Genomic DNA, 24,042 nt, shown 5'->3' with positions numbered 1-24,042 from the left:
GTTACCGTTACATTACTTGTTACTGTACTACAATTTGTTGGATTTGAAACCTCACAGATCGTATATGTTATTGGATAACTGCCTACTGGTGTGTTTGATGAAACAGTGATTGTTCCATCAGCATTCATTGTTAATGGTCCGTTTGGTGTAGAAGTCAAAGTTACCTGTCCTTGGGCAATTCCAATTACTGCTTGTGCTCCATTTAAGATGTCATTCCCAATTACACTTGGTGTGTTGGTTCCTGGTAATGTACTTGGGCTATCTGTTACAGCAGTTATTACTGGCGTTACTGGTACAGTTACATTACTTGTTACTGAACTACAATTAGCTGGATCGGAAACCTCACATATAGTATAGATAATTGGATAATTTCCTGCTGCTGTGTTTGGTGCAACAGTGATTGTTCCATCAGCATTCATTGTTAATGGCCCCAAAGGTGTAGAAGTCAAAATTACTTGTCCTGGCTGATCTCCGATTACTGCTGGCTGTCCATTTAATATATCATTGTTGATTACACTTGGTGTGCTTGCACCGGCAATTACACTTGGACTATCTGTTATTGCTGATATTGTTTTTAAAGATGTAGAAGTAACGCATTCTGGATTATTATAAATTATGCCTGAATAAGTATTAACCGCTCCGCCTGTAGAAAGCTGTCGGCCGGCGAGAAACACATCAGCTCCTGAACCACAAGCTCCACCATGAGAAAGAAATGTTCCTTTTAAAACAGCACCTGCTCCTATACTAATAGCACCAGTGGGAACTCCGGCTCCGCCAATCCAAAAAACATTACATCGACGTGCTCCATTAATCAAAATCATTTTTGCTTGTGCTGCTACTGAAAATGCCCCTGCAAACTTAAAAACAAATATTGAATTTGTATTACCTTGACCGTCTAAGACGAGAGTTCCTAATAAAGATCCAGCACCGTCTATGAAATAAACCCCAGCATTTATTGTTTCACCGCCTGGAGCAACACTTCCAAAAGAAGCCGCATGTGCAAGTACTTTAGGTAAAACACTCTCAGGTGTAGGTACTGTATTTGGCAGAGCCATAAGCTTAATATAAGCGTTATCTAAATCTATATTCGCTTGCGCTGTACTAGCATCCGCATTATGAATAGACCCGATAACAATGGAATCCTCAAAACCACTTACAGAGCCGGAATTTGTACCAATATTGCCATTAATACCAGATGTACTCGTATTTGGCACAGCACCAACATTAGTATAAAGGGCATAATTTGAGAGAACTCCTAAAACATCAACTGCAGGAGCGGCACTACAGCCAAAATCACAATTTATTGGAATTGTACAAGTACCAGGCGGCGGACTTGCTTTAGCACCAGCTCCATTAACTAACGCTCCCTGCATAGAAAGCATTCTTCCTTCAAGAACCGTATTTGTACCAAGACCAACTGCTCCTATTTTTGAAAATAAAGTACCTTTTAAATTACAATCTGCCGCAACAGAAATAGCTCCTTCAGCAATAAAAAAAACATTGCAAGATTGTGTTCCACCAGTTAAATTAATCACTGCATTTGCTCCTACGGTCATTGCTCCGTAAAATTTAATCACAAAGAAAGCATTAGGATTTCCTCCTCCATCAAGAGTAAGAGCTGCCCCTATAGATCCAGCGCCAGGTATGGAGTAAACTCCAGGCGTAATCGTTTCGCCTCCTCCAAAAGCGGCTGCATGGGTGGCCGGATGGTCAACATAAAGATCGTTAAGATGAATATACAACCTAAATAAATCAAATCTACACTGAAGAGTTACAGCATTGGCATTGTATGTGTTACCCGTAAAAGAGGGTGGCAAACCAAATCCGCTAATTATTCCAATATTTGTACCCGCATCGCCTGTCCATGTGGCTCCAGCTGCATTTGTAACAGCTCCCGCTCCTGTATAACCTTCAAAAGATTCAAGTACACCTAGGTTAACTGTTTGACTAAAACTTGTATTTGAGAAAAGCAACACCGCAATGGTTGCTATACTGAAGAGTAAATGTTTTTTCATAATAAATAATTTAATAGAGAATATCATGCAAAAAACTAACTACAACCAATGGGTTGTAATTAATGATACTTTATACTGTAATGATTTCCCAACAAAGTACCCCTTTATAAAAACTAAGGGAGTCAGTAGATATACCCTTTTATTTTTAAGATAAAATTAACAATCAGTAAAAATACGGATAGAAACGGTTCCAAATATTATTCAGTACCTAATTCATTTCAATCCTTATCGACCTACAAAGGCAACACAAAGTAGTTTTAAAAGTCGGAGAACTGCTTATTTTTTCTCCAATTTAGCCTGTTTTTATTAAAGACAAATTCGACAGGAAGCAAGAGAATATGCTAGAGAATTGTTGCAATAATTTGTATCATGAACTATTCAATAAATAATAAAATGAATTGCGCAGAATTAAAATATAATTTTTACTTATTGATTACCAAGACATTAAACACACTTCGATATAGATTTATCAGTATTTTCGCCTTCTATTTTTTTTATTTTAATAGATCAAGATGTTTTAATAGTTCGCTTCTCTAGGAAAAGGGTTTTAGACTTCTCTAAAATAGGATTGCATTTACACTTGAATCCAGTACAGAAAGTTAGTGATTACTAAATGTGGGATGGTTATCCATTGTTCTTTAAGGTTTATAACAAGGAGATCGTTTAACATCGAAATGTTTTACATCAGCGGCAAGATTTGTATGACATTAAAACATTTAATTGTAAATCCTTATGGTAATTATTTAGTTATCAGATTAAGTGCCGCTTTTATTAGACTAAATAACTAAGTAGATATACTCTTTTTTTTGTAAAAAATAAAAATCCGTATAAATACGTAATTTTTTTACAAAAAAACCAAGTGACAACCAAACTTGAAGTCTGTTATGATCAGTATTTGGAAGCAATACTGACACGTTTTAAAAGTAAGTAAACCATGTGGTTTTTTCAATTTAACTTATTTCTATAAAGACAAATTTAACAGAAATCAAGTGAGTATCCTTGAGAATTGCGATAGAAATTTTCACTAAAACCTATTTATTATTCTATTATTATCAATCTATAACGAATAGCATACATGATAAGTTCAGCAATGTTTTTGCTGTTTGTTTTTTCCAAAAGATTGGCTCTGTAGGTTTCAACTGTTCGCTGTCCCAAGCAAAGGGCTTGAGATGTTTCCAAAGTAGACTTACCTGTACAAATCAATTCCAGCACTTCAAGCTCGCGATTAGTTAGTTTGATGGGAGTGTCTTTTGTATTTTTAAATATAAATGGAGCTGAATTTTCAATATCTAATTTAGTGATATTGCCTACAATACTTGTTTGCCTATTATAGGTAATTACAGATCCAATTAATTCAACAAATACTGTATTTGAAGTTTTATGGATAGCTTCAAATTTCAGAGATATAGAACTTTCCAAATCTCTTAAACAACGATCAAAATCGTTTAAAATTTTTGTTTTATTACTGTTTTTATCATCGAGGAGTTTCTCAAAATTTATTGAAGAAAAATCATCATAATCATAACCGAAAATATTTGCTAAAGGGTTATTATAAAATATAAATTTGTCATTTTGATAAATAAAGATACCTAATGTTGGATGATTTATAAGAGCATTAAATTTTTCGTCATTAATTTGTTTAAGCGTATCATATTTAGCGAGACGTGTATTGATAACTCTCAATAATTCATAAAAATTGAAAGGTTTAGTAATATAATCATCAGCACCTAATTTCATTCCTGCTCTAACATCTTCATTTTCAGTTCGAGCTGAAAAAAAAACTAAAGGAATAGTTGAAGTAGCCTTAATCTGCTTTATAGTTTTATAATAATCAAGTCCATTCATATTAGGCATAGATATGTCGCAAAGGATAAGGTCAGGCAAATGCTTTAAAGTTTGTTGAACTCCCACAAGTCCGTCCTCAGCGATAAAAACTTCAAAATTTTGTCCTTTAATAAATTCAGCTGTATTTTCTCTTAAGACAGTATCGTCTTCTATAATAAGAATCTTTTTCATTAAAAAAAATTTAGAATAATAACTATTTTAGTATTGGTTGAAAGAAACGGAGTCGATGTCTGTTCTTTTAGATTAAATTGAATATATTAAGTTTGTAAGTATGGTAATGTAATTGTAACAACTGTTCCTTTATCTACAACTGATTCAATTAACAATTTGCCTTTATGAAGATCAACGAATCTTTTAACAATAGATAAACCAAAACCAGTTCCTTGTACAGCTCCTCTGTTAGAAGCACGGTAAAAAGGATCTAATAAATATTTTATTTCCTCATAAGGTATTCCAATACCTTGATCCTTGATTGTGAATTCTATTTCTTTATTGTCTATTTCATTTAATTCGATGATAATATTTTTACTACTGTACTTTATGGAGTTAGAGATGATATTATTAAAAATGTGACGAATCATAATTGAATCCATATAATAGTTTTTAATATCTAAGTTCGATTTCAGTATTACTTTTTGATTGGTTACTGATACTCTTATGTTTTCTTCAATAATTTCATTTATGAGGGGAAGAAGTTGAATATTTGTAGGTCTAAAAAAAGTTTTGCTAGTTTGCTCTTCATCAATCAGAGAAACATCGTCGAGTAATGCTTTCGTATGTTGGACAGCATCAAATATCTGTTTAAACAATTTTTCTTTTTTATTCTTGTCCCAAATATCGTCATATATTTGCAATAGTTGAACACTGGAAAGTATTCCTGCTAAAGGGGTTCTGAATTCATGGGAAACAGTGGATATAAATTGAGACTTTAAGACATTGACTTCTTTCAATTTGTTATTTAATTGGACCAGTCGTTCTTCTTCAAGTTTCCTTTTTGAGATGTCGTTTATTGTAGAGATTAATAAGGCTTGTCCACTAATGGATAATGGACTGGTATACATTTCAATATCGCAAGTTTTACCAGAAGCTAGCTTATGAATAAATTGAAAATAGGATGGCCCAGTGATCGTGAATTTTTTCATCTCTTCCAATATTTGTTCTGATGGAAAAGTACTGATATCTGATAGGGTCATTAGTTTAAATTCTTCTAAGGAATAACCATAAAATTGTGCGGCGGCCGAATTAACATCGATGATCTTACCACTCATTGGATCTATTAGGAGTTGAGGAGTCTGATTTTTTTCGAACATGGCAAAATACAGCTGACTCCTTTCTTTTAATGCGAGATCTACTTTCTTACGATCGGAAATATCTCGGATGTGGCATAGAATAACTTTGTTTTCATCTACAGTATATACGTTACTTACAAACTCAACATCGATTGAATATCCCGCTTTTGTTTCCAATGGCATATCTTCAAATCGAATGTATTCTTTTTTTTGTAATTCTATAAAAGCCTCTTTGGAAGCCGCAATATTTTTAAAAACTCCAATTTCCCAAAGTTCTTTTCCTACCAACTCATCGTAATTAAATCCAATCAACTCAATCAGGAAAGGATTTGCATCAGTAATCTGACCTGTGATCGCATCAAGAATTAAAATTCCTTCTTTGGATGATTCAAATATTCGGTGCGAACGTGTTTCAGCATTTTGTACTTTTTCTACAGCTAATTTGCGATCAGTGATGTCTTGGATTACTCCAATCATGGAAAGTTCATTAGCTTCGTCATCAAAAATAATTTCTCCCCATCCATCTACCCATCGAATCTCACCGTCATTCTTGCGAATGATTCTGTATTCCTTGCGAAACAAGTTTTGATTTAGAATACATTCTTGTAAATACAGCTCCATCATTTCTCTGTCCTGAGGATGAATAATATCTAACCACGTTTCTATAATATTTAAAGGTATGCTATCGTGAAATCCAAGAATAAATCGTAATTCTTGAGAAAATTCTAAAAAATTAGTAGATATATTAAATTGAAAGGAGCCAATGTTTCCAATTCTTTGAATTTCTTTAAAAAAAGACTCCTTTTCCGGTAAAATATTTTTTAGAAGCTTTTTTTCGGTTCTATCAACAGCAGTTATAAGGTATTGTTGCTCCTTTTCTAAAAACCTAACAGTTAAGTAAACTAATACATGTTTTTCTTGATTTATAGTTAGCTCAGTAACGCAAAAATTTTCGACATTAGTTTCTTTTACTTTTAGTAAAAAGGCATTGAAATTAGGAAGTTTTTTTTTAGTAATAAATTGACTGAAAGTGAAATTGAGTAAGTCTTCACCTGTTTTGCCCAGAAGAGCTAAACCGCTGTTATTGAATTTTACTATTTTGCCTCTGCAATCAATAATAAAATACCCTACCAGGGAAAGATCACACAATAAATTTAGCTTTTGAGCAGCTATTTCTGCTTTATCTTTTGCTAATTGCAACTCTTGATTTTGTATTGTAAGCTCAATATTACGAGCTTTTAATTCCTCGATTAAATTCTGGGGTTTGGATTCGACCATAGCTCGTTTTAGGTATCCTAATTTGTTAGTATTTCCGTAGGTAGCTCCTTGCTTTAGAATATTAAATTTTCTGATCTTTTATTTTCTCTTTCTGAATTTAATATTTTAATTAAAATGGATGGTTATTTGTTTTTATGCAAAACATGACACTTTGGGCTCACGAGCGATTATTTGTATGATCCTTTTTATAATCAGGAGTATTTTTTAGCATTAATTTTAGATTTTGATTTTGGTAAACGTATGTTAAAAAATATGAGGTTCGTCGAATTAAAAAAACAATCTGTTTAAAAGAGTCTTATGTCCGACTAAGTACGTGTTTTATATTTCATAAAGTTTAATAAAATAATTTTATTAAACTTTTATTAAATTTTGCATTTTTTATTTAAAAAAATTTAATGTTTAATGTTTTTATTGAAAATAATTTAAAATTTAATTTACTTATGAGTTTAAAAAATAGGCACTAAGTATTAGTAATTTCAATGATCTATTTCTAATTTAAAGATGAGAGATAAAAGTTGATACAACTTCTATGTTCTCAACATCAAATATAAATAATGGGATTTTCATTGTTAAGTTAGTTATAATTGACGAAACATAAATAGAAATAAAAATTATCATCAAAAACCAGCTCTTTTATCTATTTCATACCAAAAAGCAAGTCAGAAAGGAGCTACTTTGGTAAAAAGAAATTAATATATGCTGTAGAGCTTATAGAAGACTGAAAAGTTAAGCGGTTTTACACTATAAAAACAGAAGCTATGCGGCAAATAATAGCACTCCATACAATGCTTAATCAAGTTAAATCTTGGATAAGAATTACCTATTTTTGAATATTAATCGATATTTTGACGAATTTTGTTATAGGTTTAATCTCTTGTAAAGCAAAGATATTATCTTCAATAATTTAATTAAAAAGATGGTTAAATCCAATAATGTTTTGCATAAAGAATTAGTATGTGGTTAAATAATGTCCTCCAAAAAATTTATATTGAATTCGACATTGCTAATTTCTTTAAATCATCTAAAAAGTGGTTCGAAAAACGCCCTGTTAGGATCTAATTAATTAGAATGTAAAATTGTGACCAATTCGGAATTCGAACTAATGCTAATATAAAATCAATAATTTCATATGTGTTTTGTTTTTTAGTCTCCAATAAAAATACGCTAAAAACCTAATTCTAGTCTTTTAAGTCGGCATTTCGGAGTTTTTCAATAGTTAGTATTTGTTTAATTATACGATTTTAATTTCTTTGTTTTTATTTATAAAAGGATAAGAAATTGTAAATTTTCATATTCGTGCTTCCGATTTGTATTACTACATTTCTTTGCGACAAGTGTTTGTGCTTATCCAGTAAATACTCAATTACATATACAGATTCATTGGGTTTGCAACAACCTAATTCTAGTAAAAAAAGCGAGCTTATTTTTATCTTTATGCTGTTGGAATTAGTCTTACACTAAATCCCAGACTTGTTAATTGGGTAACGAATTTTTGAATGCTTTTTTGTTTATTTCTTTCTTTTGTTTTTTCTATTTGCAACAATGGTTCTTTATATTCTTCTTTGTTTTTTAGAATATGGTACGTTGCTTTGATCATTTTATGACTTACTGCTATTAATGCTTTTTTTACTTCCTTTTTTAATTAATAATCGCTGATAGAATCCTTTTAAATAGCTCTCCTTTTTTCTGGTTACTCCCCATAGTGCTTCAATTAAAGCGGACTGGATGTGTTTGTTTCCATGGATGACTCTGGTGCTTTTTTTCACCTGCACTTTCATTGGTTCCGGGACTTAATCCAGACCAAGAGGCTAAATGATGTTCGTTTTCGAACCGACTCATGTCAGTCCCAATTTCGCTAATTATTGTAATTACTGTATCTCTTCCAACTCCGTCAACAGTTTGCAAAAGCTGTAGTTCTACTTGATATTTTTCAACGCTCAAATCGATTTGTTGGTCTAATTTGTCAATTAGCTTTTCATTTTCATCGATTGTTTCACGAATCATTTTTAGCATAAAGCGATGATGAGACGTTATTTTTCCTGTTAATGCTTTTGCAATATCTTCCTTACTTGCTTTAAGCTTGCCATGTGCGTGGGTTAACAAACTCGTTATATCGTCTTTACCATCAATAACATCGTTGATTATCTTGGTTGCACTTACTCCTTGCGTGCCTGAAACTACACTGCTTAATTTAATATTACAATCTTCCAAAAACTTAATCATCCTGTTTTTTTCTGATGCAATGAATTGAGTTTTTTTCTACTTATATCGAATTAAATCGCGCAATTCTCGTATCTCTACAGGAGGAATAAAGCTGCCTTTTAGCAATCCGCTTAATAACAATTTACTAATCCAAACACTGTCTTTCTTATCCGTTTTATGCCCAGGAACATTATTAATATGCCGGGCATTAACCAATATGATCTCGAAATCCTCTTCGAGAATGTTGAATAAGGGTTTCCAATAAATTCCAGTACTTTCCATGGCGATATGGCTAACTCCTTCTGATTTACACCAATCCTTCAAATCTATCAATGAACTTGTAAAAGCGCTAAAGCTTTTGGTTTGATAATCTTTGTTACTCTTGCGAATGGTCGCTACGATAACATCTTTATGAACATCTATTCCGCATCCTACAGAAATGAGCTGTTCAAATTGAACTGTTTCCATAATCTTAAATGTTTTTTTAGACATCTAATTTACGAATATTTCAACGTCTCGTGAAAAACTCATGGGTGTTTGCGTGCGCTAAATCATGGATATTTCATATGTCATCAAATTTCTTTAAATAAATTCACAGCTATCCGAAAGTCCAAAATAAAAAGAGCCTTAGAATCCCGTATTTTTGATTTTGCGAAACAAATAATACTTTATGGGACTCTTCAGGCGAAACAAAAATATCAAAAAACCAGTTATTCGACAAATTATTAACCTTGTTCCTCGATGGATGATTGAATCTTGTGCTAGAAAACACAGGTCAGACAAAGGATGTAGTAAATACAAGACTTACGACCAATTTGTCGCATTAACTTACGGACAGCTAAATAAGTGCTACACTTTAAATGATATTTCCACTGGAATTGTGGTTAGCGAGACTTTTATTGGAGACTTAGGACTGACTCAAAGTCCGGCAAGATCCACGATGAGTGATGGCAATAAAAAACGTGATTGGAAAGTTTTTGAGTCCTTGTATTACAGGCTTTTGAAACATTATGAAAGAGTCTTGAAAAGCGAATCTCAACGTAGTATTATCAAAGAAATTAAAGACCAAAATATAAAATTGATCGACAGTACCACAATCAGTTTGTGTTTAAATATGTTTGATTGGGCAAAGTTTCGGACAGCAAAAGGCGGTTTAAAAATACACACTTGTTGGGATGACAATTTACAAATTCCGGACTTGGTAAATATAACGGAAGCAAAAACACATGATCGATACAGCATAGGCCAGTTAGTTTTCTCAAAAGGAACAATCGTTGTGGAAGACAGGGCTTATTTTGATTTTACATTGATGCTGCATCGGATTCAAGCCGAAAATATTTTTGTTACTCGGATTAAGACAAATACATTGTACGAATCCATCCAAGAATTGGACTTGCCTGATAAAGAAGATCAAGACATTATTAAGGACGAAATTATTGTTTTAAACAGCAATAAAGCTATAGAGACAGGTATTAACGAACAAAAACTAAGATTAGTCCATGTTTATAAGCAAGACGAAAATAAGGTTATCGAAATAATAACCAATAATTTAGAATGGTCGGCTAGAATAGTAGCCGATTTGTATAAAAAGAGATAGGATATCGAATTATTTTTCAAGGCGATGAAACAAAACCTACAGATAAAAACATTCCTAGGTACAAGTGAAAATACGGTTAAATCGCAAATTTATATCGCATCGATTAGTTACTTATTGGTTGAATTGATAAACAGAACAATATCTAAAAAGACAAAGTCTTTCTCAAATCTGGTTGAAAAAATCAGAATCTGTTTAGTGTATTACCTGAGTTTAGATTATGTCTGCAATCAAGTTGGAGATGGAGCCAAAAAAATAAGGTCAGAACCAAAATTAAAATTCAGTTCTGACTTATTTTCACTATAATTTTACAATCACGCCCTGTTTATAATGGGGCTGGATAGTTTTTTTTAATATTTAGTAAAACTTTGGTTCTTCGCCTAAATTAGTGGAAAGTTAAAAAATCATCTAATTTTAGGGCATGGAATTAGACGGATTAGGAGTTTTGTTAGGAGTTAAATCTCCATGGGTTTTAAAAAAGATAGATGTTCAACATCATACCCAAGTAATTGATGTTTATATCGAATATGAAAGAGGTTCAAAATTTGAATGCCCGAGTTGTGGTAAGTTATGTAAGGTTCATGACGGAAACGTAAAACGTATAAGGCATTTGGATTTATTTGATTATCGCTGCCATTTAAATATTAAAGTACCTAGAATAAGTTGCAATAAGGATGAAGTAAAAGTTGTTCATTCTAACCCTTGGGAACGCCGAGGCAATCATTACAGTCTTAAATTTGAGTCTTTAATTATACGCTTATACAAAGAAATGTCTGCATCTGCTATCAGTAGAGAATTAGGCGAACCAGATAATAATTTATGGCGTGTTTTTAATTATTGGGTAGATAAAAATATAATTCAGAAGTTTGACTTTAAAGATATTAAACGTGTTTGTGTAGATGAAACAGCTATAAAAAGAGGACATAATTACATAAGTATTTTTACAGACTTAGACACAGGTAAAGTTATATTTGTTACAGAGGGAAGAAAAAAGGAGGTTTTTGAATTGTTCTATGGTTGGCTTTGGGATAATGGTGGATATCCTGGCGATATAGAATTATTTAGCATGGATATGTCAGTGTCCTACCAAGCTGGTCAGAAAGAATATTTTGCAGGAACTGAAGTAGTTTTCGATAGATTTCACATTAAAAAAGGGATCAATAAAGCTCTAAACCTAGTTCGACTAGAAGAGGTTAAAACAGTTGAATCTCTCAAAAAATCAAAATACATTTGGTTGAAAAACGAAGCTAAATTAACAGAAAATCAAGCTGGTAGATTAGACGAATATTTAAGTGACAGCACTTTAAATACGACAATAGCTTACCAAATTAAAAATAAATTTGATCAATTATGGAATGTACAATCGCATGCAATTGAACCAATGCTAGAAAAATGGATTGAGAAAGCAGCTTCTGCGGGTCTTAAACCGATAAACACTTTCATTAAAACAATAAGGAATCACTATAACGGAATTGTAAAATCAATCCAAACTGGAATAACAAATGCTGTTTCAGAAGGATTGAATAGCGTGATGAAGTCAGCAAGATCCAGAGCAAGAGGTTATAGAAATCCAGAGAATTTTATAAAAACGGTGTATTATTTAGGGAATACCTAAAAAATACAAATCCACTAATTTAGGCGAAGAACCAAAACTTTCGGATAGCTGTGAAATAAATTATAAAATTGTCACTACAGGGTTAATATTTCATTGTCAAATAATAGTGAAAATAAAATATTTGAATCACATAATTTCAAATCAAGGATTTTCAATTTAAAAATCATCATTAACACTAACAATTTTATAATAATCTTCCAGAAATTCATTAGATTTTTCAAGATTACTCGCTACTAGAAAAGCTTCACAGAAATCAGAAGCTTTTTATTTCCCACAACTTAATCTGATATTGGTACAAAAAAACCTGTGAAGCAAAAAGCTACACAGGTTTTTCTAACTAAACTTATTAAATTAAACTTATTTTAAAAAAAAACTAAACCTCATATTTATTTCAAATACTAATCTTCAGAAACTATAGCTGTATTTTTATTAGAAGTTACATCTAATAAAACGGCAACACCTCTATCATTTATCATTGTCATATTCAAGGTATCCAAAACTGCTAAATCTTTAGATACTAGCCCATTAAACATATTATAAGAAATATTCATTTCTTTAAGCTTATTCAATTTTTCTAATTCAAATGGCACTTGACCATTCATTTTATTGTCAAATAAACTAAGATTTTCAAGAGAGGACATATTTACCACATCACGACTTAGCGCCCCAATAAATTTATTACTACTTAGAAGTAAAATTTTTATTGTTTTCACATCATAAAGCGAAGTCGGAATTTGTCCAGTTAATTCGTTGTTATATAATGATAGAACTTCTAATTGTTTTAAAGCCCCAATTTGTGCAGGCAATTCACCTGAAAGCATATTCATATATAACTCTAAGTCTTTTAAATTATTCATTTGACAAACAGAGGAAGGTATTGTCCCTGATAAATTATTAAACGAAAGGTTTAACACTTTCAAGTTTTTTAAGTTTCCAATATCAGATGGAATTTTTCCAGAAAGGTGATTTTTGTGCAAATTCAATTCTTGCAGGCTAACTAAGTTGACAATATCAGATGGAATTTCACCATTTAAATTATTATCAGCCAAATTTATTGAAACCACTTTCTCACCTTGCAACTTAACTCCGTACCAAGTAGAAACTGGTGATGATAAATCCCATTTTACAGTCCATTGATTTCCATTTGTTGCTTGATATAATTTTACAAGTGCATCTTTCTCTGAAAGAGAAACATTAGCCAACATGGAAAAGGAAAACAAAACGGTTAAAAATAGAGTAGTTAGATTTTTCATAACTTAAAGTTTTTTGCTTTTTATTTATCTAAATCTACATACAATAAGAGTAACTCGCAAATAAAATCGACAAAACGCACTGTTTTGTGTTGTTTATAGAGTTATATCCTACAAAAAATACAAATTATTTGTTAAATAATAATTTACTAAATTTGATTCACTAACCTTTAAAAATCAATTTTATGGAAATGAATTTTTTAGCACTTTTTGTTGCTGCTTTGTCCACACTTGTAGTAGGATTTGTTTGGTACAATCCAAAAGTTTTTGGAACAGTTTGGATGAAAGAATCTGACATGACTGAAGAAAAAATGAAAGGAGGAAATATGCTCTTAACATTTGGAATATCATTACTATACGCTTTTTTTATAAGCTTCGTACTTCAGTTCGTTACAATACATCAAACTGGTGCATTAGGAATGGTTGGCGGAGATCCTAGCATCGCAAAACCGTCCTACGAAATTTTCATGGCCGATTATGGATCAGCGTTTAGAACTTTCAAGCACGGAGCGCTACACGGTTTTATGACTGGCCTATTTTTGGCGTTACCTGTTATAGGAACTAACGCTTTATACGAAAGAAGAAGCTTCAAATACACACTCGTTACAGGCGGTTTTTGGACCGTATGCTTTATGATTATGGGAGGAATTATTTGCGCTTGGAAATAATTAGAAAAAAATTAAAATAAATTTCGTCTTCGAGTAACACAAGACGAAATTTATTTTTTACTGGATTTGCTCAATAGCTTTTGCTAATTCAACATCTTTATCTGTGACTCCGCCAGCATCATGAGTTGTCAACCGAATCGTCACTTTATTATAGACATTGAATAATTCCGGATGATGATTTCTTTTCTCGGCCATCACTCCTACTTGAACTATAAAACCCAATGCCTGGGTGAAGTCTGAAAATTTAAACTTTTTCTCAATTCCATTATTGCTAAATTGCCATTCCTTTAGGGCTGTCAATTGGGATTGGATTGTTTCCTCTGTATACGTTTTCATAATTTCCTTTTTTATTTATATAAAGTTAGCTAAATTAGAATCATAGCGCAATACTTTAACTTAATTAACTAATTTTGGAGAAAAATTAAAATTCAATTTGAATACATCTTATTCTTTTAAAATCTACAATTCCACCACTCAACTTCCAAAAAACTGGAATGATTTAGCTATTTCAACTGTTTTTTTATCCAAAAAATATTTGGAGGTTTTAGAAAAATCATCTCCAGAAAATATGGCCTGTCATTTCATTGGAATTTTTGAAAATGATATTTTAGTTGGCATTGCTCTTTCCCAATTTTTAGATTTAAATAAATTGGAATCTTTTGGCGAACGTGACAAATGTGTCAAAACTGCCATACGTAATTTTGTTTTCAGAAACTTTGGGTCTCATGTACTGGTGATTGGTAACAACATGCTGACCGGTCAAAACTCATACGCATTATCCGATACTGTTAATAAAAAGAGAACATTACAAACATTAAATTCCGCTACAACGGAATTAAAAAAAATGTTTAAATCTAAAGGTAAAAAAATTCACATTACCACTTATAAAGATTTCAACAAAGAGGAAATTAATCATTTTTCCATTCCAGAATTCGAAAATGATTATCAGTTTTCCACACAGCCAAATATGGTTTTTACTATTAATGAAAATTGGGAATCTGAGCAAGACTATATAAATTCTCTTTCAAAAAAATACCGAGATCAGTATAAAAGAGCCCGAAAAAAAGCAGATACGGTTGAAAAAAGAAAAATGCATCTAGAAGACATCATAGCTCTGGAAGATACCATTTATGATTTATATCTTCATGTAGCCAAAAATGCTCCTTTCAATACTTTTTTCCTTCCAAAAAATCATTTTAGAACTTTTAAAGAAATCTTCAAGGATAAGTTTCTTTTCTATGGCTATTTCATTGATAAAAAGCTAATTGGCTTTAATACTTTAATAAAAAATGGGGATGTGATGGACACCTATTTTCTAGGATATGACGAAAGCATCCAACGTGAAAAAATGCTGTATTTGAATATGTTATACGACATGATTGCCTATTCCATCAATAAAGGTTTTAAGGAAATTGTTTTTGCAAGAACCGCTTTGGAAATTAAAAGTTCGGTAGGGGCAAAACCGGTGAAAATGTTTGGATTCATAGCGCATAGCAATCCCATACTTAATTCCTATATGCCTAAAATTTTTAAATATTTAGAACCCGAAACAATTTGGCAAGAACGAAATCCATTTAAATAATTTCATTAATTGGATTAGGGATTGCAACTTTCATTTGTTTGGGTAAGATTTCAATATTCAGTTTTGTTTCTGTTCCAAAATATTCTCCATCAATTTGAAAACTAACCGGTACATTTGTTGTTATTATTGCTTTATCGGTTGAAATTATCTCAATATCTTCGGAATCAATGGGCATATTTCCAGTGATAATTTTACCAAGTATAACTAAATCCAAGTTTTTTAAAATAACCAATTCAAACTTTCCATCGTCCATGACTCCATTCGGATTGATAGAAACTCCTGTTCCGTACTTTTTAGAATTAGCAATTACAATCATTCTGGCCACACATTCAATTGTTTCAAAATCACCAGTAATCGTAGCAGTAAAAGGATCGTCTAAATCAATCAAAGTACTGAAAGTTTGCAAAAAATAGCCCCATTTACCACGAATGCTACTTTTTTCATAGTTCTTAATCATTTCCGCATTAAGCCCCAAATCACTTAGATGAATACTTTTTTTTCCATTGATGGAAATCATATCAATTTCCATATAATTATTATGGAACGCTATTTCTAAATTTTCTTCCACTGTTGATGGCAAATTCAAATCAACAGCTAAACCATTGGCAGAACCGGCCGGTAAAATCCCAAGAACCACATCCTGTTTTTCCATTGCCTCAGCAACCATTTTTATGGTTCCATCACCTCCAGCTACAATAATTCGTTCTGGCCTGTAAGTTCTATAAAGCGTTTTTATATTGACAATATCAGCAACACCCGAAGTCGTATAGATGACGAGATTCAGGTTTTCCTTTTCAGCAAAAAGTGTTACCATTACAATAAGTTCTGCTTTATCAATATCTCCAGAAATAGGATTAACAACCATTATGATATTCTTTCTCAAAATTTACCTACTTTTATTGGTGAAAAATTTACAACTTACAATTCATATCAAAAGTACTAAATAAATGAAGCCTATTTTAAAATTATACCGCGGCTATGCTAATGAACAGGAATTAATAGTTATGGGACATGTTTTTAGACCGACAACAGCTAAAGATTATGACTTTCAGAAAAAAAACATCAAAAATGCAACTTCGGTGATTGGTATGTTCCAAATTAAAACACAAGCGAATGCTGATGTCTATTTAGTGCATAATAAAGTAACTATTCACACAAAAACACTGAATGACGGTTATTTTAAATTTTGCGTGCCATTGGATCAATTTACAATTTATGGATGGATAGACTATGAAGTAAGCATTGTTTACAATAATGAAACAATAACCATCAAAGAAAGTTACATTCGCCCCCACAAAGGTAATTTAGGAATTATATCCGATATTGACGATACTTTTTTAGTATCGCATACGCTGAATCCTTTGAAAAAATTGTATGTTTTGTTATTCAAAAACATAAATAAAAGAAAAATTTACGAAGACGTTGTCACGCATTATCAAGCATTAAGTACTGCTGGAAGAGAAAACAAAGAAGAATTCAATGCGTTTTTCTATGTTTCGAGCAGTGAATGGAATTTGTACCGTTTTATTATAAAATTCACTGAACTGCATCAACTGCCAAAAGCTGTTCTGCTATTAAAGGATATTAAAACGAGTCTGACTGATTTTTTTCTGACCGGAAGAGGCAATCACAATCATAAGTTTGACAAAATAAAACATATTCTGGAATTTTACCCCAATTTAGAATATGTGCTGCTGGGTGACGATTCACAACATGATGCCTTTTTATATGAAGCAATTTGCAAAATATTTCCAGTTACAGTAAAAGCCGTTTATATCAGACAAACAGGGGACTTGAAAAAAGAAAAAGTAGTAGCTATTTTGAAAAATTTAGAAACTTTGAAAGTTTCGGTTTGTTATTTCAAAAATAGCAGTGAAGCTATTGCACACTCTAAAATGATTGGAATTATTGTATAAAAAAAGAGTTCCTAATTGGAACTCTCTCTTTTATAAATTATCAATTTCTTCCTGAACGAGTTCCCATTCTAAAAGAAGTTTATCCAACTCAGCTTTCTTCTTATTGTAAGCCGTAAAAAACTTAGCATCCTCAATATGCTTATCATAATTAGAAGCAAGCATTTTGTCATCATGCTGAATGTCTTTTTCTAATTGCTTGATTTGACTCTCGACTTTACTCAATTTATTCTGCAACGCTTTCCCTTTCTTTTGGTCTTCATAAGAAGCTTTATTACTTTCTTTAGGTGCTGCTGCTTTTTGAGCATCTTTTTTCTCCACTTCACGCATGTTCTCCATATTGCGTTGTTCCAAGAAATAGTTGATATCCCCCAAATATTCTTTTATTTTTTGGTCTTTAAACTCATATACCAAATTTGACATTCCTTGCAAGAAATCTCTATCGTGAGAAACCAACAATAAAGTACCTCCAAATTTTTGAAGTGCCGCTTTCAAAACATTCTTAGATTTGATATCCAAGTGGTTCGTAGGCTCATCCATCAGTAAAACATTGATGGGTTGTAACAACAGTTTACATAATGCCAGACGATTTCTTTCGCCCCCAGAAAGCACTTTTACCTTTTTCTCTACATCATCGCCCCGAAACAAGAAAGAACCCAACATATCACGTACTTTAGAACGATTGGTATCTGCTGCTGCATCTTCCATGGTCTGTAACAAGGTGATTTCACCATCAAGGTATTCTGCTTGATTCTGGGCAAAATAACCCAATTGTACATTATGACCTAGTTTGATGTTACCTTTATATTCAAATTCGTCAACAATAGCTTTGATAAAAGTCGATTTACCTTGTCCGTTTTGTCCAACGAATGCAATTTTACTTCCACGTTCTACTAACAAATTGATATCTTTCAAGATCGTTATATCACCGTAGCTTTTAGTTACATTTTCGGCTTCTATAACTACTCGTCCCGGTTCTTTTGAAACTGGAAAAGTGATATTCATCACCGAGTTATCATCTTCATCCACTTCGATACGCTCTATTTTATCGAGTTTTTTAATCATCGATTGTGCCATAGAAGCTTTAGAAGCTTTGGCACGGAATTTTTCGATTAATTTCTCGGTTTCTTCAATTTTTTTGGCTTGATTTTTTTGTGTTGCCAATTGCTTTTCACGAATTTCATGACGCAATTCTAAATATTGAGAATACGGCTTATTGAAATCATAAGCTTTCCCAAGAGAAATTTCGATAGTTCTATTGGTCACATTATCCAAGAACATTTTATCGTGCGAAACAATCACCACAACGCCAGGATAATTACGAAGGAAACTTTCCAACCAAATGATACTTTCAATATCCAAGTGATTCGTAGGCTCATCCAGTAACAAAACATCATTTGCTTGTAATAATAGTTTAGCAAGCTCGATACGCATTCTCCATCCACCGGAAAAAGTTTCAGTTTGATTATCGAACACTTCTCTTTTAAAGCCCAACCCAAGAAGAATTTTCTCCGTATCGCCTACATAATTATAACCACCCAATAATTCAAAACGATGCGTATAATCAGATAAATCTTCTATAATTTGGCTGTATTCATCACTTTCATAATCAGTGCGGGTAACCAACAGGTGATTAATCTCTTCAAGCTTTTTCTCTACAATTTTAATTTCCGTAAAAGCTTCATAGGCTTCTTCTAAAACCGTTCTTCCTTGTTCAAAATCAATATCCTGACGCAAGAATCCCATTCGAAGATCTTTCTCTTGAGAAATAACCCCTGAATCAGGAGCAAAATCTTTTGCCAACATTTTAAGCATGGTAGATTTTCCGGCCCCGTTCTTCCCAACAAGACCCACACGGTCTCCAGCACCCAATCGAAAGGTAACTTCTTCAAATAAATAAGTACCACCAAACGAAACTGATAAATTGTGTATATTAAGCATGTATTGTTATTTTATTCCTTTCCGAATTTGTAAATTTGTATCCCGAATTGTCGGGACTAAAAAAGGAAAAATTAATTTTTTTGCAAATGTTAAAAAAAGGATCCAAATTATATAGCATTTTAACAGGAACTTGTCCTAAATGTCAGAATGAGAGTATGTATTTGGATAAAAATCCACTGCACTTCACTAAAATTTTAAAAATGCATGAAAATTGCAGCCATTGTGGTTTAAAATATCAAATTGAACCTTCCTTCTTTTATGGTGCAATGTATGTCAGTTATGGATTGAATGTTGCGATTGGAATTGCAGCCTTTATAATTTCTTTTGTCATTTTTGGCTCCAGCCTAAAAGTTGCTTTTATTTCAATAATTGTGGCATTAATTCTCTCCTTCCCGTTCGTTTTGCGTTTCTCAAGAAATATCTATATTAATATGTTTGTTTTGTATGATCCAAAAACAAAACTGAAATAATATCATTGCTACCCTTTAGGCAGAAATCTGTTAATGTCAATTTCTTTATTTAAAGGAATTTGATGTTCTATATTGTCAAATAATGCTTTAGCCATTGCTGGCCCCAGCATAACTCCTCTTGTTCCCAAACCATTTAGGATATGTATTGATTCACAATTTTGAAGTGTTCCCACCAACGGTCTTCTGTCTTTTACAGTTGGCCTAACTCCAGCAAAATGCTCCACAATTTCAAAATCACAGGTTATAATTTCTTTTATCCTTTCCTCTAATTCTATCTTTCCCTCTATTGTAGGTAAATCTGTTTTGTCTTTCCAATTATAAGTAGCTCCTACTTTGAATAGATCATTGCCTAGAGGCAAAATAAAGACACTGGTGTTTACGATTACATCTAAAACCAATTGAGGTGCTTTTATAATAAAAAGCTCGCCTTTTGTTCCGTCGAGAGGCAAATGTCTAAAATAAGGATTGGAATGCATGCCAAAACCTTCGGCAAAAATGATGTGTTTGGCCTGAATGTCCTTATAACGAATACCGTCACTTTCTACTTGTAAAGCACCATAATCAAACGATTCTTCTTGAAATAGATCATTTAGCTTCAGATATTCTCTGTATTTATATAATAACAAGGGGGTGTTCACATAACCCGTTTGCAAGACTTCTCCGTACCCGTAAGGGGAATCAATTCCCAAATACTTTTTAGAAATTAATTGTGTGGATAAAAAAGGGGCCAACGCTATTTTATCTGATGCAGCAAACCAATTATTCTGTTCTTCGATGGAGAAAAATTTTCTTAGAATAGGTCTTTTAAAATCTATTTTACATTTTAGTTTTACTTCCAAAAAAGTATAAAACTCGTTCATCATTATTAATTGCTCTTGCGCTTGCCACACTTCGCTAAAGCGTTTTAGAATAACCGGGTTATACAAACCTCCAGCGATTATGGATGAATTTTGAGAATTATTATCCAAAACTAAAATAGTTTTCCCTTTTCGCAAAGCAATCTCTGAAAATGAAATACCCGCTAAACCAGAACCTATTATTAAATAATCAATCATTTGAAATAATATATTTTAAAATAAATACAAAGTACGCACATTAAAAACAAAAAACTCTTACCATAACAGTAAGAGCTTCTCTTTATTTTGTAAAATTGAAATTAATAATTCCACATGTCTTGCTCGAAATTGCGGATTTTTTCTTTCACCCTTTCCGATTCTAACAATTGATTCTGAGCGTTGTCTTTCATATACTCAGCAATTGATCTGTCTCCGTAAACGTTTTCTTCTTTATAAATGACACTGTTAAATTTTCTTGAATTAAGAATTTGATCAAAAGAAACGGGCATTGCAGAATTTTTATCATTAAACGCTTTTGCTTCATGCAAAACATCTCTTGCAGCAGGGAAGAAGACCCAAAATAACTCAATATAATCCTTTTCATCAGTATTCATTGTAAAAACATCAGGTGTAACAGGACAAATCCCAAGTAAACGATATTTCAATTCACTTTGACGTTTGTCAAAATACCAGTATCCTTTAATTTTATATTGGGTAACATCTTGTGCCGTAAGATCTGATTTTAAAATATACTCAGGAGATATTTGAGATCCCGCGTTTATTTGCTCTCTTCCTGCGTCAGTTGTGTCAATACGGGTCAATGAACCTTGAATATCTTTCATAGATTTTTTGGTATTAAAATAACTATCAGTATACACTTCAGTTATCTTACCATTTCTCATTGCCTTTGTCAAAACATCATATAAAGACCTTCTATCGGAACCTATATTTGCTGTATCAATAGGAAAATACAATGAAAAATTAATCTTTTCGCTTAAATCGATTATTTCCCAAGTTGTTTTACCCATCAAAACGTCTCTATCATGCACATAGCCATAGGCTAATGGTTTGTCATTATCAGAAATGAGCTGTGCAGCAGTTTTAAGCCCTATTTGATCTGGCGTTTTAGCATTAAGCAAATTAGATTGTGCTACAGATGCAAAACTACAAGTGGCAGAGATAATAGCTATTAAAAAATTTCTTACATTCATCATGATATCATTATAAGTTAATGAAGTAGTGGTTTGTACAACTACTTATTATTGTATTTCAAAAATTACCGGAGCTGTTCTTGGTAATAAATAACTACCGGCACCAACAAGTTTTGTTTTAATTTCAGAAATGGTCACTTGATCACCTCTCACCGCCTTAGAAAGAACAGCATTACACTGTGCATTCAATTTATTTCCTTGTACAACAACCGTAGGCTGACCTGTTACTTTTAAATTAAAGCCAACTACATTTAAACCAACTTCAAAGTCAAAATCAACTAGTTTAGCTCCAATTGTAGCAATTTGTAAATTTGATTTAGGTCCTTTTACCACACCCATTTCTCCTCTGATTGTTCCAGTTGGTCCAGGAATACCTTTTATTCTGAAGGTTTTCTTATCCGAAACTTTAGAACCGTCAGGAAGCGTTCCTGTTACATTAATTACAGTCTCAGTTCCTGCTCCAGGGCTCATATTATATTTACCTCCACCAGCAGAACTCAAGCCTGGAGCCGAAGCGGTAACTTTATCCGCAGATACACCAGCAAAAGAAATAGTCATAGGATTTACAACACCTCTATAAACAACATTCATTTTATCAGCAGAAATTGTAGCCGATTTTGGTCTTGCAACAACTACATATTTATCTTTAATAGGTAAACTAACTACTTTACCATTTTCATCAAAATTGAAAGAACCACCAATTGGGTGCTCTCCAATACTACCTGCTCCAAAAGAAAAATTAGCCTGACCCGCTTGAGCCGCGACACTAGATCCGTTTACTATTACTGATTTTGCCTTCAATGAAGGATCAAATTTACCGAGAATAATTTTTCCTTTAACCGCTTCTCCTTGAAAGAAAACTGATTTCTCAAGAACTACTATCGGTTGATAAGCAGTAAGAGAGGCTGCAGCAACTAAATCTGACTGAAACATTCCAGTCATAACGTCGCTTTCTGTTGTTTTAATATCCGCTTGTAATTGAGACAATTTAGTAATTGTAGCAATAAGTGGAAATCCTTTGTAATTATAATCAATCCAAGGTAATTTTGCACCAGCCTTTTCAGAATAAACTGGTTTAGTAGCAAATCTAGCTTCGATTTTTTTCATTTCAGAATCAGCTATGGAACTTCCTCCAATTTGTTTGATCTGTGTTGAAAAATTATTAATCTTATCTAAAAACTCTTGACCTTCCTTAGAAACCCTATCCCCTGTAAAGAACTTTCTGTCAATCAAATCGCCTTTATCCATTTGCTCATATGGCAAATTCCCTTCTGCGTCTCTTACAAATTTGCTGGTAACAGTAGTTTTGATATTTTCTAAATAGTCAGTAAAATCTTTAGACAAAGCTCTGATTTTTTCTACTTTTGCTTTTTTATCTCCAAATTGCCCCGGCTGATCCACCGCCTTTTGAGATAATTGCTCAAAAGAAGATTGATTTCTAGTATCTGTTAAAGAGTTAGACTCTACTATTTTATTATTTAAAATTCCAAAAGCCGACAACACTTCTTTAGACATATTTAATGCTAACATTGCGATAAAAACCAAGTACATTAGGTTTATCATCTTCTGTCTAGGGGTTAGTTTTCCTCCTGCCATATTTTCTACTAATTAGTTTGTTATTTTTATATAGTTTGAAACTAATTATCCTTTATTGTGCATTGCAGAAAGCATTCCACCGTATACATTGTTTAGTGATGACAAATTAGATGTCAAAGATTGCATTTGGTCTTTTAATTTTAAGTTGTTTTCAGCAACTTCTTCATTAATTTGTGCATTTCTCGATGCGCTTTGCAATTGTATTTTATATAAACTATTCAAAGATTCCATTTGGGCTGCAGCCAAAGTCAACTCTTCACTATATTTCTTAGTAGAAGCTATTGAATCTACAGTCGGTGCAATGCCTTTTGCAGCTGATTCGAAATTTTTAATACTATTTCCTAAACTTGCCATTAATTCACCATCAATTTTGGCGTCTTTTAACATTATGTCCAATTTTTGAGATAACAATCCTTGAGCATCAGACGGAGTTTCAGCTTTTGGCTTTTTTACACCCGCTGCTTTACCATTAGCAAGTTCTGGATAAACTAATGTCCAATCCAAATCATCATCAACTGGCTCAAATGCAGAAAGAGCGAAAATAGCAGCTTCTACAACAAGTCCAATGGTTAACATTAAGTTTCCTGTTATAAAACCAAATTCAAGGTGAGTAATTTTGAATAATGCTCCAATGATTACAACTGCCGCTCCCATTCCGTATGCGAAATTCATTGTTTTTTTGCTAAGTAATGCCATAATGTTTTTTTTTGGGGTTAGTTATTTAAAGATTTGGTTTC

The 24,042-nt window shown here is 32.5% G+C and carries 19 protein-coding genes and 2 pseudogenes; 7 read left to right on the top strand and 14 right to left on the bottom strand.

Annotated features, from left to right (window positions below):
- The 3 genes from ACNQGG_RS08595 to ACNQGG_RS08585 all read right to left on the bottom strand — a co-directional run.
- The coding region (locus tag ACNQGG_RS08595; protein ID WP_417963020.1) for an ice-binding family protein at nt 1-2,015 on the bottom strand (2,015 nt) is incomplete at its 3' end.
- A gap of 1,038 nt (nt 2,016-3,053) precedes the next feature.
- Complete coding sequence (locus ACNQGG_RS08590; protein ID WP_417963018.1) at nt 3,054-4,031, bottom strand: response regulator; 978 nt, start codon at nt 4,029-4,031, stop codon at nt 3,054-3,056.
- A gap of 86 nt (nt 4,032-4,117) precedes the next feature.
- The gene (locus ACNQGG_RS08585; RefSeq protein ID WP_417963016.1) at nt 4,118-6,427 is read right to left on the bottom strand and encodes a PAS domain S-box protein; all 2,310 of its coding nucleotides are present in this window, start codon (nt 6,425-6,427) and stop codon (nt 4,118-4,120) included.
- Between the two features lie 773 nt (nt 6,428-7,200).
- Here ACNQGG_RS08585 and ACNQGG_RS08580 point away from each other — a divergent pair.
- Nucleotides 7,201-7,391, top strand: a pseudogene (locus ACNQGG_RS08580) (IS1595 family transposase); the annotation flags it as partial.
- A gap of 468 nt (nt 7,392-7,859) precedes the next feature.
- Here the strand turns inward: ACNQGG_RS08580 and ACNQGG_RS08575 are convergent.
- From ACNQGG_RS08575 to ACNQGG_RS08565, 3 genes are all read right to left on the bottom strand, one after another.
- Nucleotides 7,860-8,024 (bottom strand): hypothetical protein, encoded by a 165-nt coding sequence (locus tag ACNQGG_RS08575; RefSeq protein ID WP_417963014.1) that lies wholly within the window; start codon nt 8,022-8,024, stop codon nt 7,860-7,862.
- A 110-nt stretch (nt 8,025-8,134) separates the two neighbouring features.
- Nucleotides 8,135-8,650, bottom strand: coding sequence for a transposase (locus ACNQGG_RS08570; protein ID WP_417963012.1), 516 nt, complete (start codon nt 8,648-8,650; stop codon nt 8,135-8,137).
- Between the two features lie 36 nt (nt 8,651-8,686).
- Nucleotides 8,687-9,097, bottom strand: coding sequence for an IS110 family transposase (locus ACNQGG_RS08565; protein WP_417963010.1), 411 nt, complete (start codon nt 9,095-9,097; stop codon nt 8,687-8,689).
- 202 nt (nt 9,098-9,299) lie between these two features.
- On the opposite strand from ACNQGG_RS08565, the pseudogene ACNQGG_RS08560 reads away from it, so the two are divergent.
- Together ACNQGG_RS08560 and ACNQGG_RS08555 are read left to right on the top strand one after the other, a co-directional pair.
- Nucleotides 9,300-10,529 (top strand): annotated as a pseudogene (locus tag ACNQGG_RS08560) (IS4 family transposase).
- A gap of 115 nt (nt 10,530-10,644) precedes the next feature.
- On the top strand, nt 10,645-11,838 hold the full coding sequence (locus ACNQGG_RS08555) for an ISL3 family transposase (RefSeq protein WP_417963008.1): 1,194 nt from the start codon (nt 10,645-10,647) through the stop codon (nt 11,836-11,838).
- 398 nt (nt 11,839-12,236) lie between these two features.
- On the opposite strand, the gene ACNQGG_RS08550 is transcribed toward ACNQGG_RS08555, so the two are convergent.
- A complete protein-coding gene (locus tag ACNQGG_RS08550) occupies nt 12,237-13,091 on the bottom strand; it encodes a leucine-rich repeat domain-containing protein (RefSeq protein ID WP_417963006.1) in 855 nt (284 codons plus the stop codon).
- A gap of 182 nt (nt 13,092-13,273) precedes the next feature.
- Between ACNQGG_RS08550 and ACNQGG_RS08545 the strand changes: the two genes are divergently transcribed.
- Nucleotides 13,274-13,756 (top strand): DUF1761 domain-containing protein, encoded by a 483-nt coding sequence (locus ACNQGG_RS08545; RefSeq protein ID WP_417963004.1) that lies wholly within the window; start codon nt 13,274-13,276, stop codon nt 13,754-13,756.
- 57 nt (nt 13,757-13,813) lie between these two features.
- Here ACNQGG_RS08545 and ACNQGG_RS08540 read toward each other — a convergent pair whose 3' ends face one another.
- A complete protein-coding gene (locus ACNQGG_RS08540; RefSeq protein WP_417963003.1) occupies nt 13,814-14,092 on the bottom strand; it encodes a 4a-hydroxytetrahydrobiopterin dehydratase in 279 nt (92 codons plus the stop codon).
- 97 nt (nt 14,093-14,189) lie between these two features.
- Here ACNQGG_RS08540 and ACNQGG_RS08535 point away from each other — a divergent pair, with 97 nt between their 5' ends.
- Nucleotides 14,190-15,338 carry a GNAT family N-acetyltransferase gene (locus ACNQGG_RS08535; RefSeq protein ID WP_417963002.1) on the top strand — a complete coding sequence of 383 codons (1,149 nt, stop codon included), beginning with the start codon at nt 14,190-14,192 and terminating at the stop codon, nt 15,336-15,338.
- Here ACNQGG_RS08535 and ACNQGG_RS08530 read toward each other — a convergent pair.
- A complete protein-coding gene (locus tag ACNQGG_RS08530; protein ID WP_417963000.1) occupies nt 15,331-16,221 on the bottom strand; it encodes a diacylglycerol/lipid kinase family protein in 891 nt (296 codons plus the stop codon). The genes ACNQGG_RS08535 and ACNQGG_RS08530 overlap by 8 nt on opposite strands.
- Nucleotides 16,222-16,285: 64 nt before the next feature.
- On the opposite strand from ACNQGG_RS08530, the gene ACNQGG_RS08525 reads away from it, so the two are divergent.
- The gene (locus ACNQGG_RS08525; protein ID WP_417962998.1) at nt 16,286-17,254 is read left to right on the top strand and encodes an App1 family protein; all 969 of its coding nucleotides are present in this window, start codon (nt 16,286-16,288) and stop codon (nt 17,252-17,254) included.
- A gap of 30 nt (nt 17,255-17,284) precedes the next feature.
- Here the strand turns inward: ACNQGG_RS08525 and ACNQGG_RS08520 are convergent, their stop codons facing one another.
- The gene (locus ACNQGG_RS08520; protein ID WP_417962996.1) at nt 17,285-19,192 is read right to left on the bottom strand and encodes an ABC transporter ATP-binding protein; all 1,908 of its coding nucleotides are present in this window, start codon (nt 19,190-19,192) and stop codon (nt 17,285-17,287) included.
- Nucleotides 19,193-19,278: 86 nt separating this feature from the next.
- Here ACNQGG_RS08520 and ACNQGG_RS08515 point away from each other — a divergent pair, with 86 nt between their 5' ends.
- Nucleotides 19,279-19,662 (top strand): DUF983 domain-containing protein, encoded by a 384-nt coding sequence (locus tag ACNQGG_RS08515; protein ID WP_417962995.1) that lies wholly within the window; start codon nt 19,279-19,281, stop codon nt 19,660-19,662.
- A gap of 8 nt (nt 19,663-19,670) precedes the next feature.
- On the opposite strand, the gene ACNQGG_RS08510 is transcribed toward ACNQGG_RS08515, so the two are convergent.
- The 4 genes from ACNQGG_RS08510 to porL all read right to left on the bottom strand — a co-directional run bounded on the left by ACNQGG_RS08510 (nt 19,671) and on the right by porL (nt 24,001).
- A complete protein-coding gene (locus ACNQGG_RS08510) occupies nt 19,671-20,717 on the bottom strand; it encodes an NAD(P)/FAD-dependent oxidoreductase (protein ID WP_417962994.1) in 1,047 nt (348 codons plus the stop codon).
- Nucleotides 20,718-20,818: 101 nt separating this feature from the next.
- Complete coding sequence (porN, locus tag ACNQGG_RS08505; RefSeq protein WP_417963028.1) at nt 20,819-21,709, bottom strand: type IX secretion system ring subunit PorN/GldN; 891 nt, start codon at nt 21,707-21,709, stop codon at nt 20,819-20,821.
- 48 nt (nt 21,710-21,757) lie between these two features.
- Nucleotides 21,758-23,305, bottom strand: a complete 1,548-nt coding sequence (gene porM / locus ACNQGG_RS08500; protein ID WP_417962993.1) for a type IX secretion system motor protein PorM/GldM — start codon at nt 23,303-23,305, stop codon at nt 21,758-21,760.
- A 45-nt stretch (nt 23,306-23,350) separates the two neighbouring features.
- Nucleotides 23,351-24,001: a type IX secretion system motor protein PorL/GldL gene (porL, locus tag ACNQGG_RS08495; protein WP_417962991.1), complete on the bottom strand. Its 651-nt coding sequence runs from the start codon at nt 23,999-24,001 to the stop codon at nt 23,351-23,353.
- Between the last annotated feature and the right edge of the window lie 41 nt (nt 24,002-24,042).

Origin of the sequence: Flavobacterium esculini, assembly GCF_048284325.1 — a bacterium.
Classification (GTDB): domain Bacteria; phylum Bacteroidota; class Bacteroidia; order Flavobacteriales; family Flavobacteriaceae; genus Flavobacterium.
This window is presented reverse-complemented; position numbering and strand designations above follow the sequence as displayed.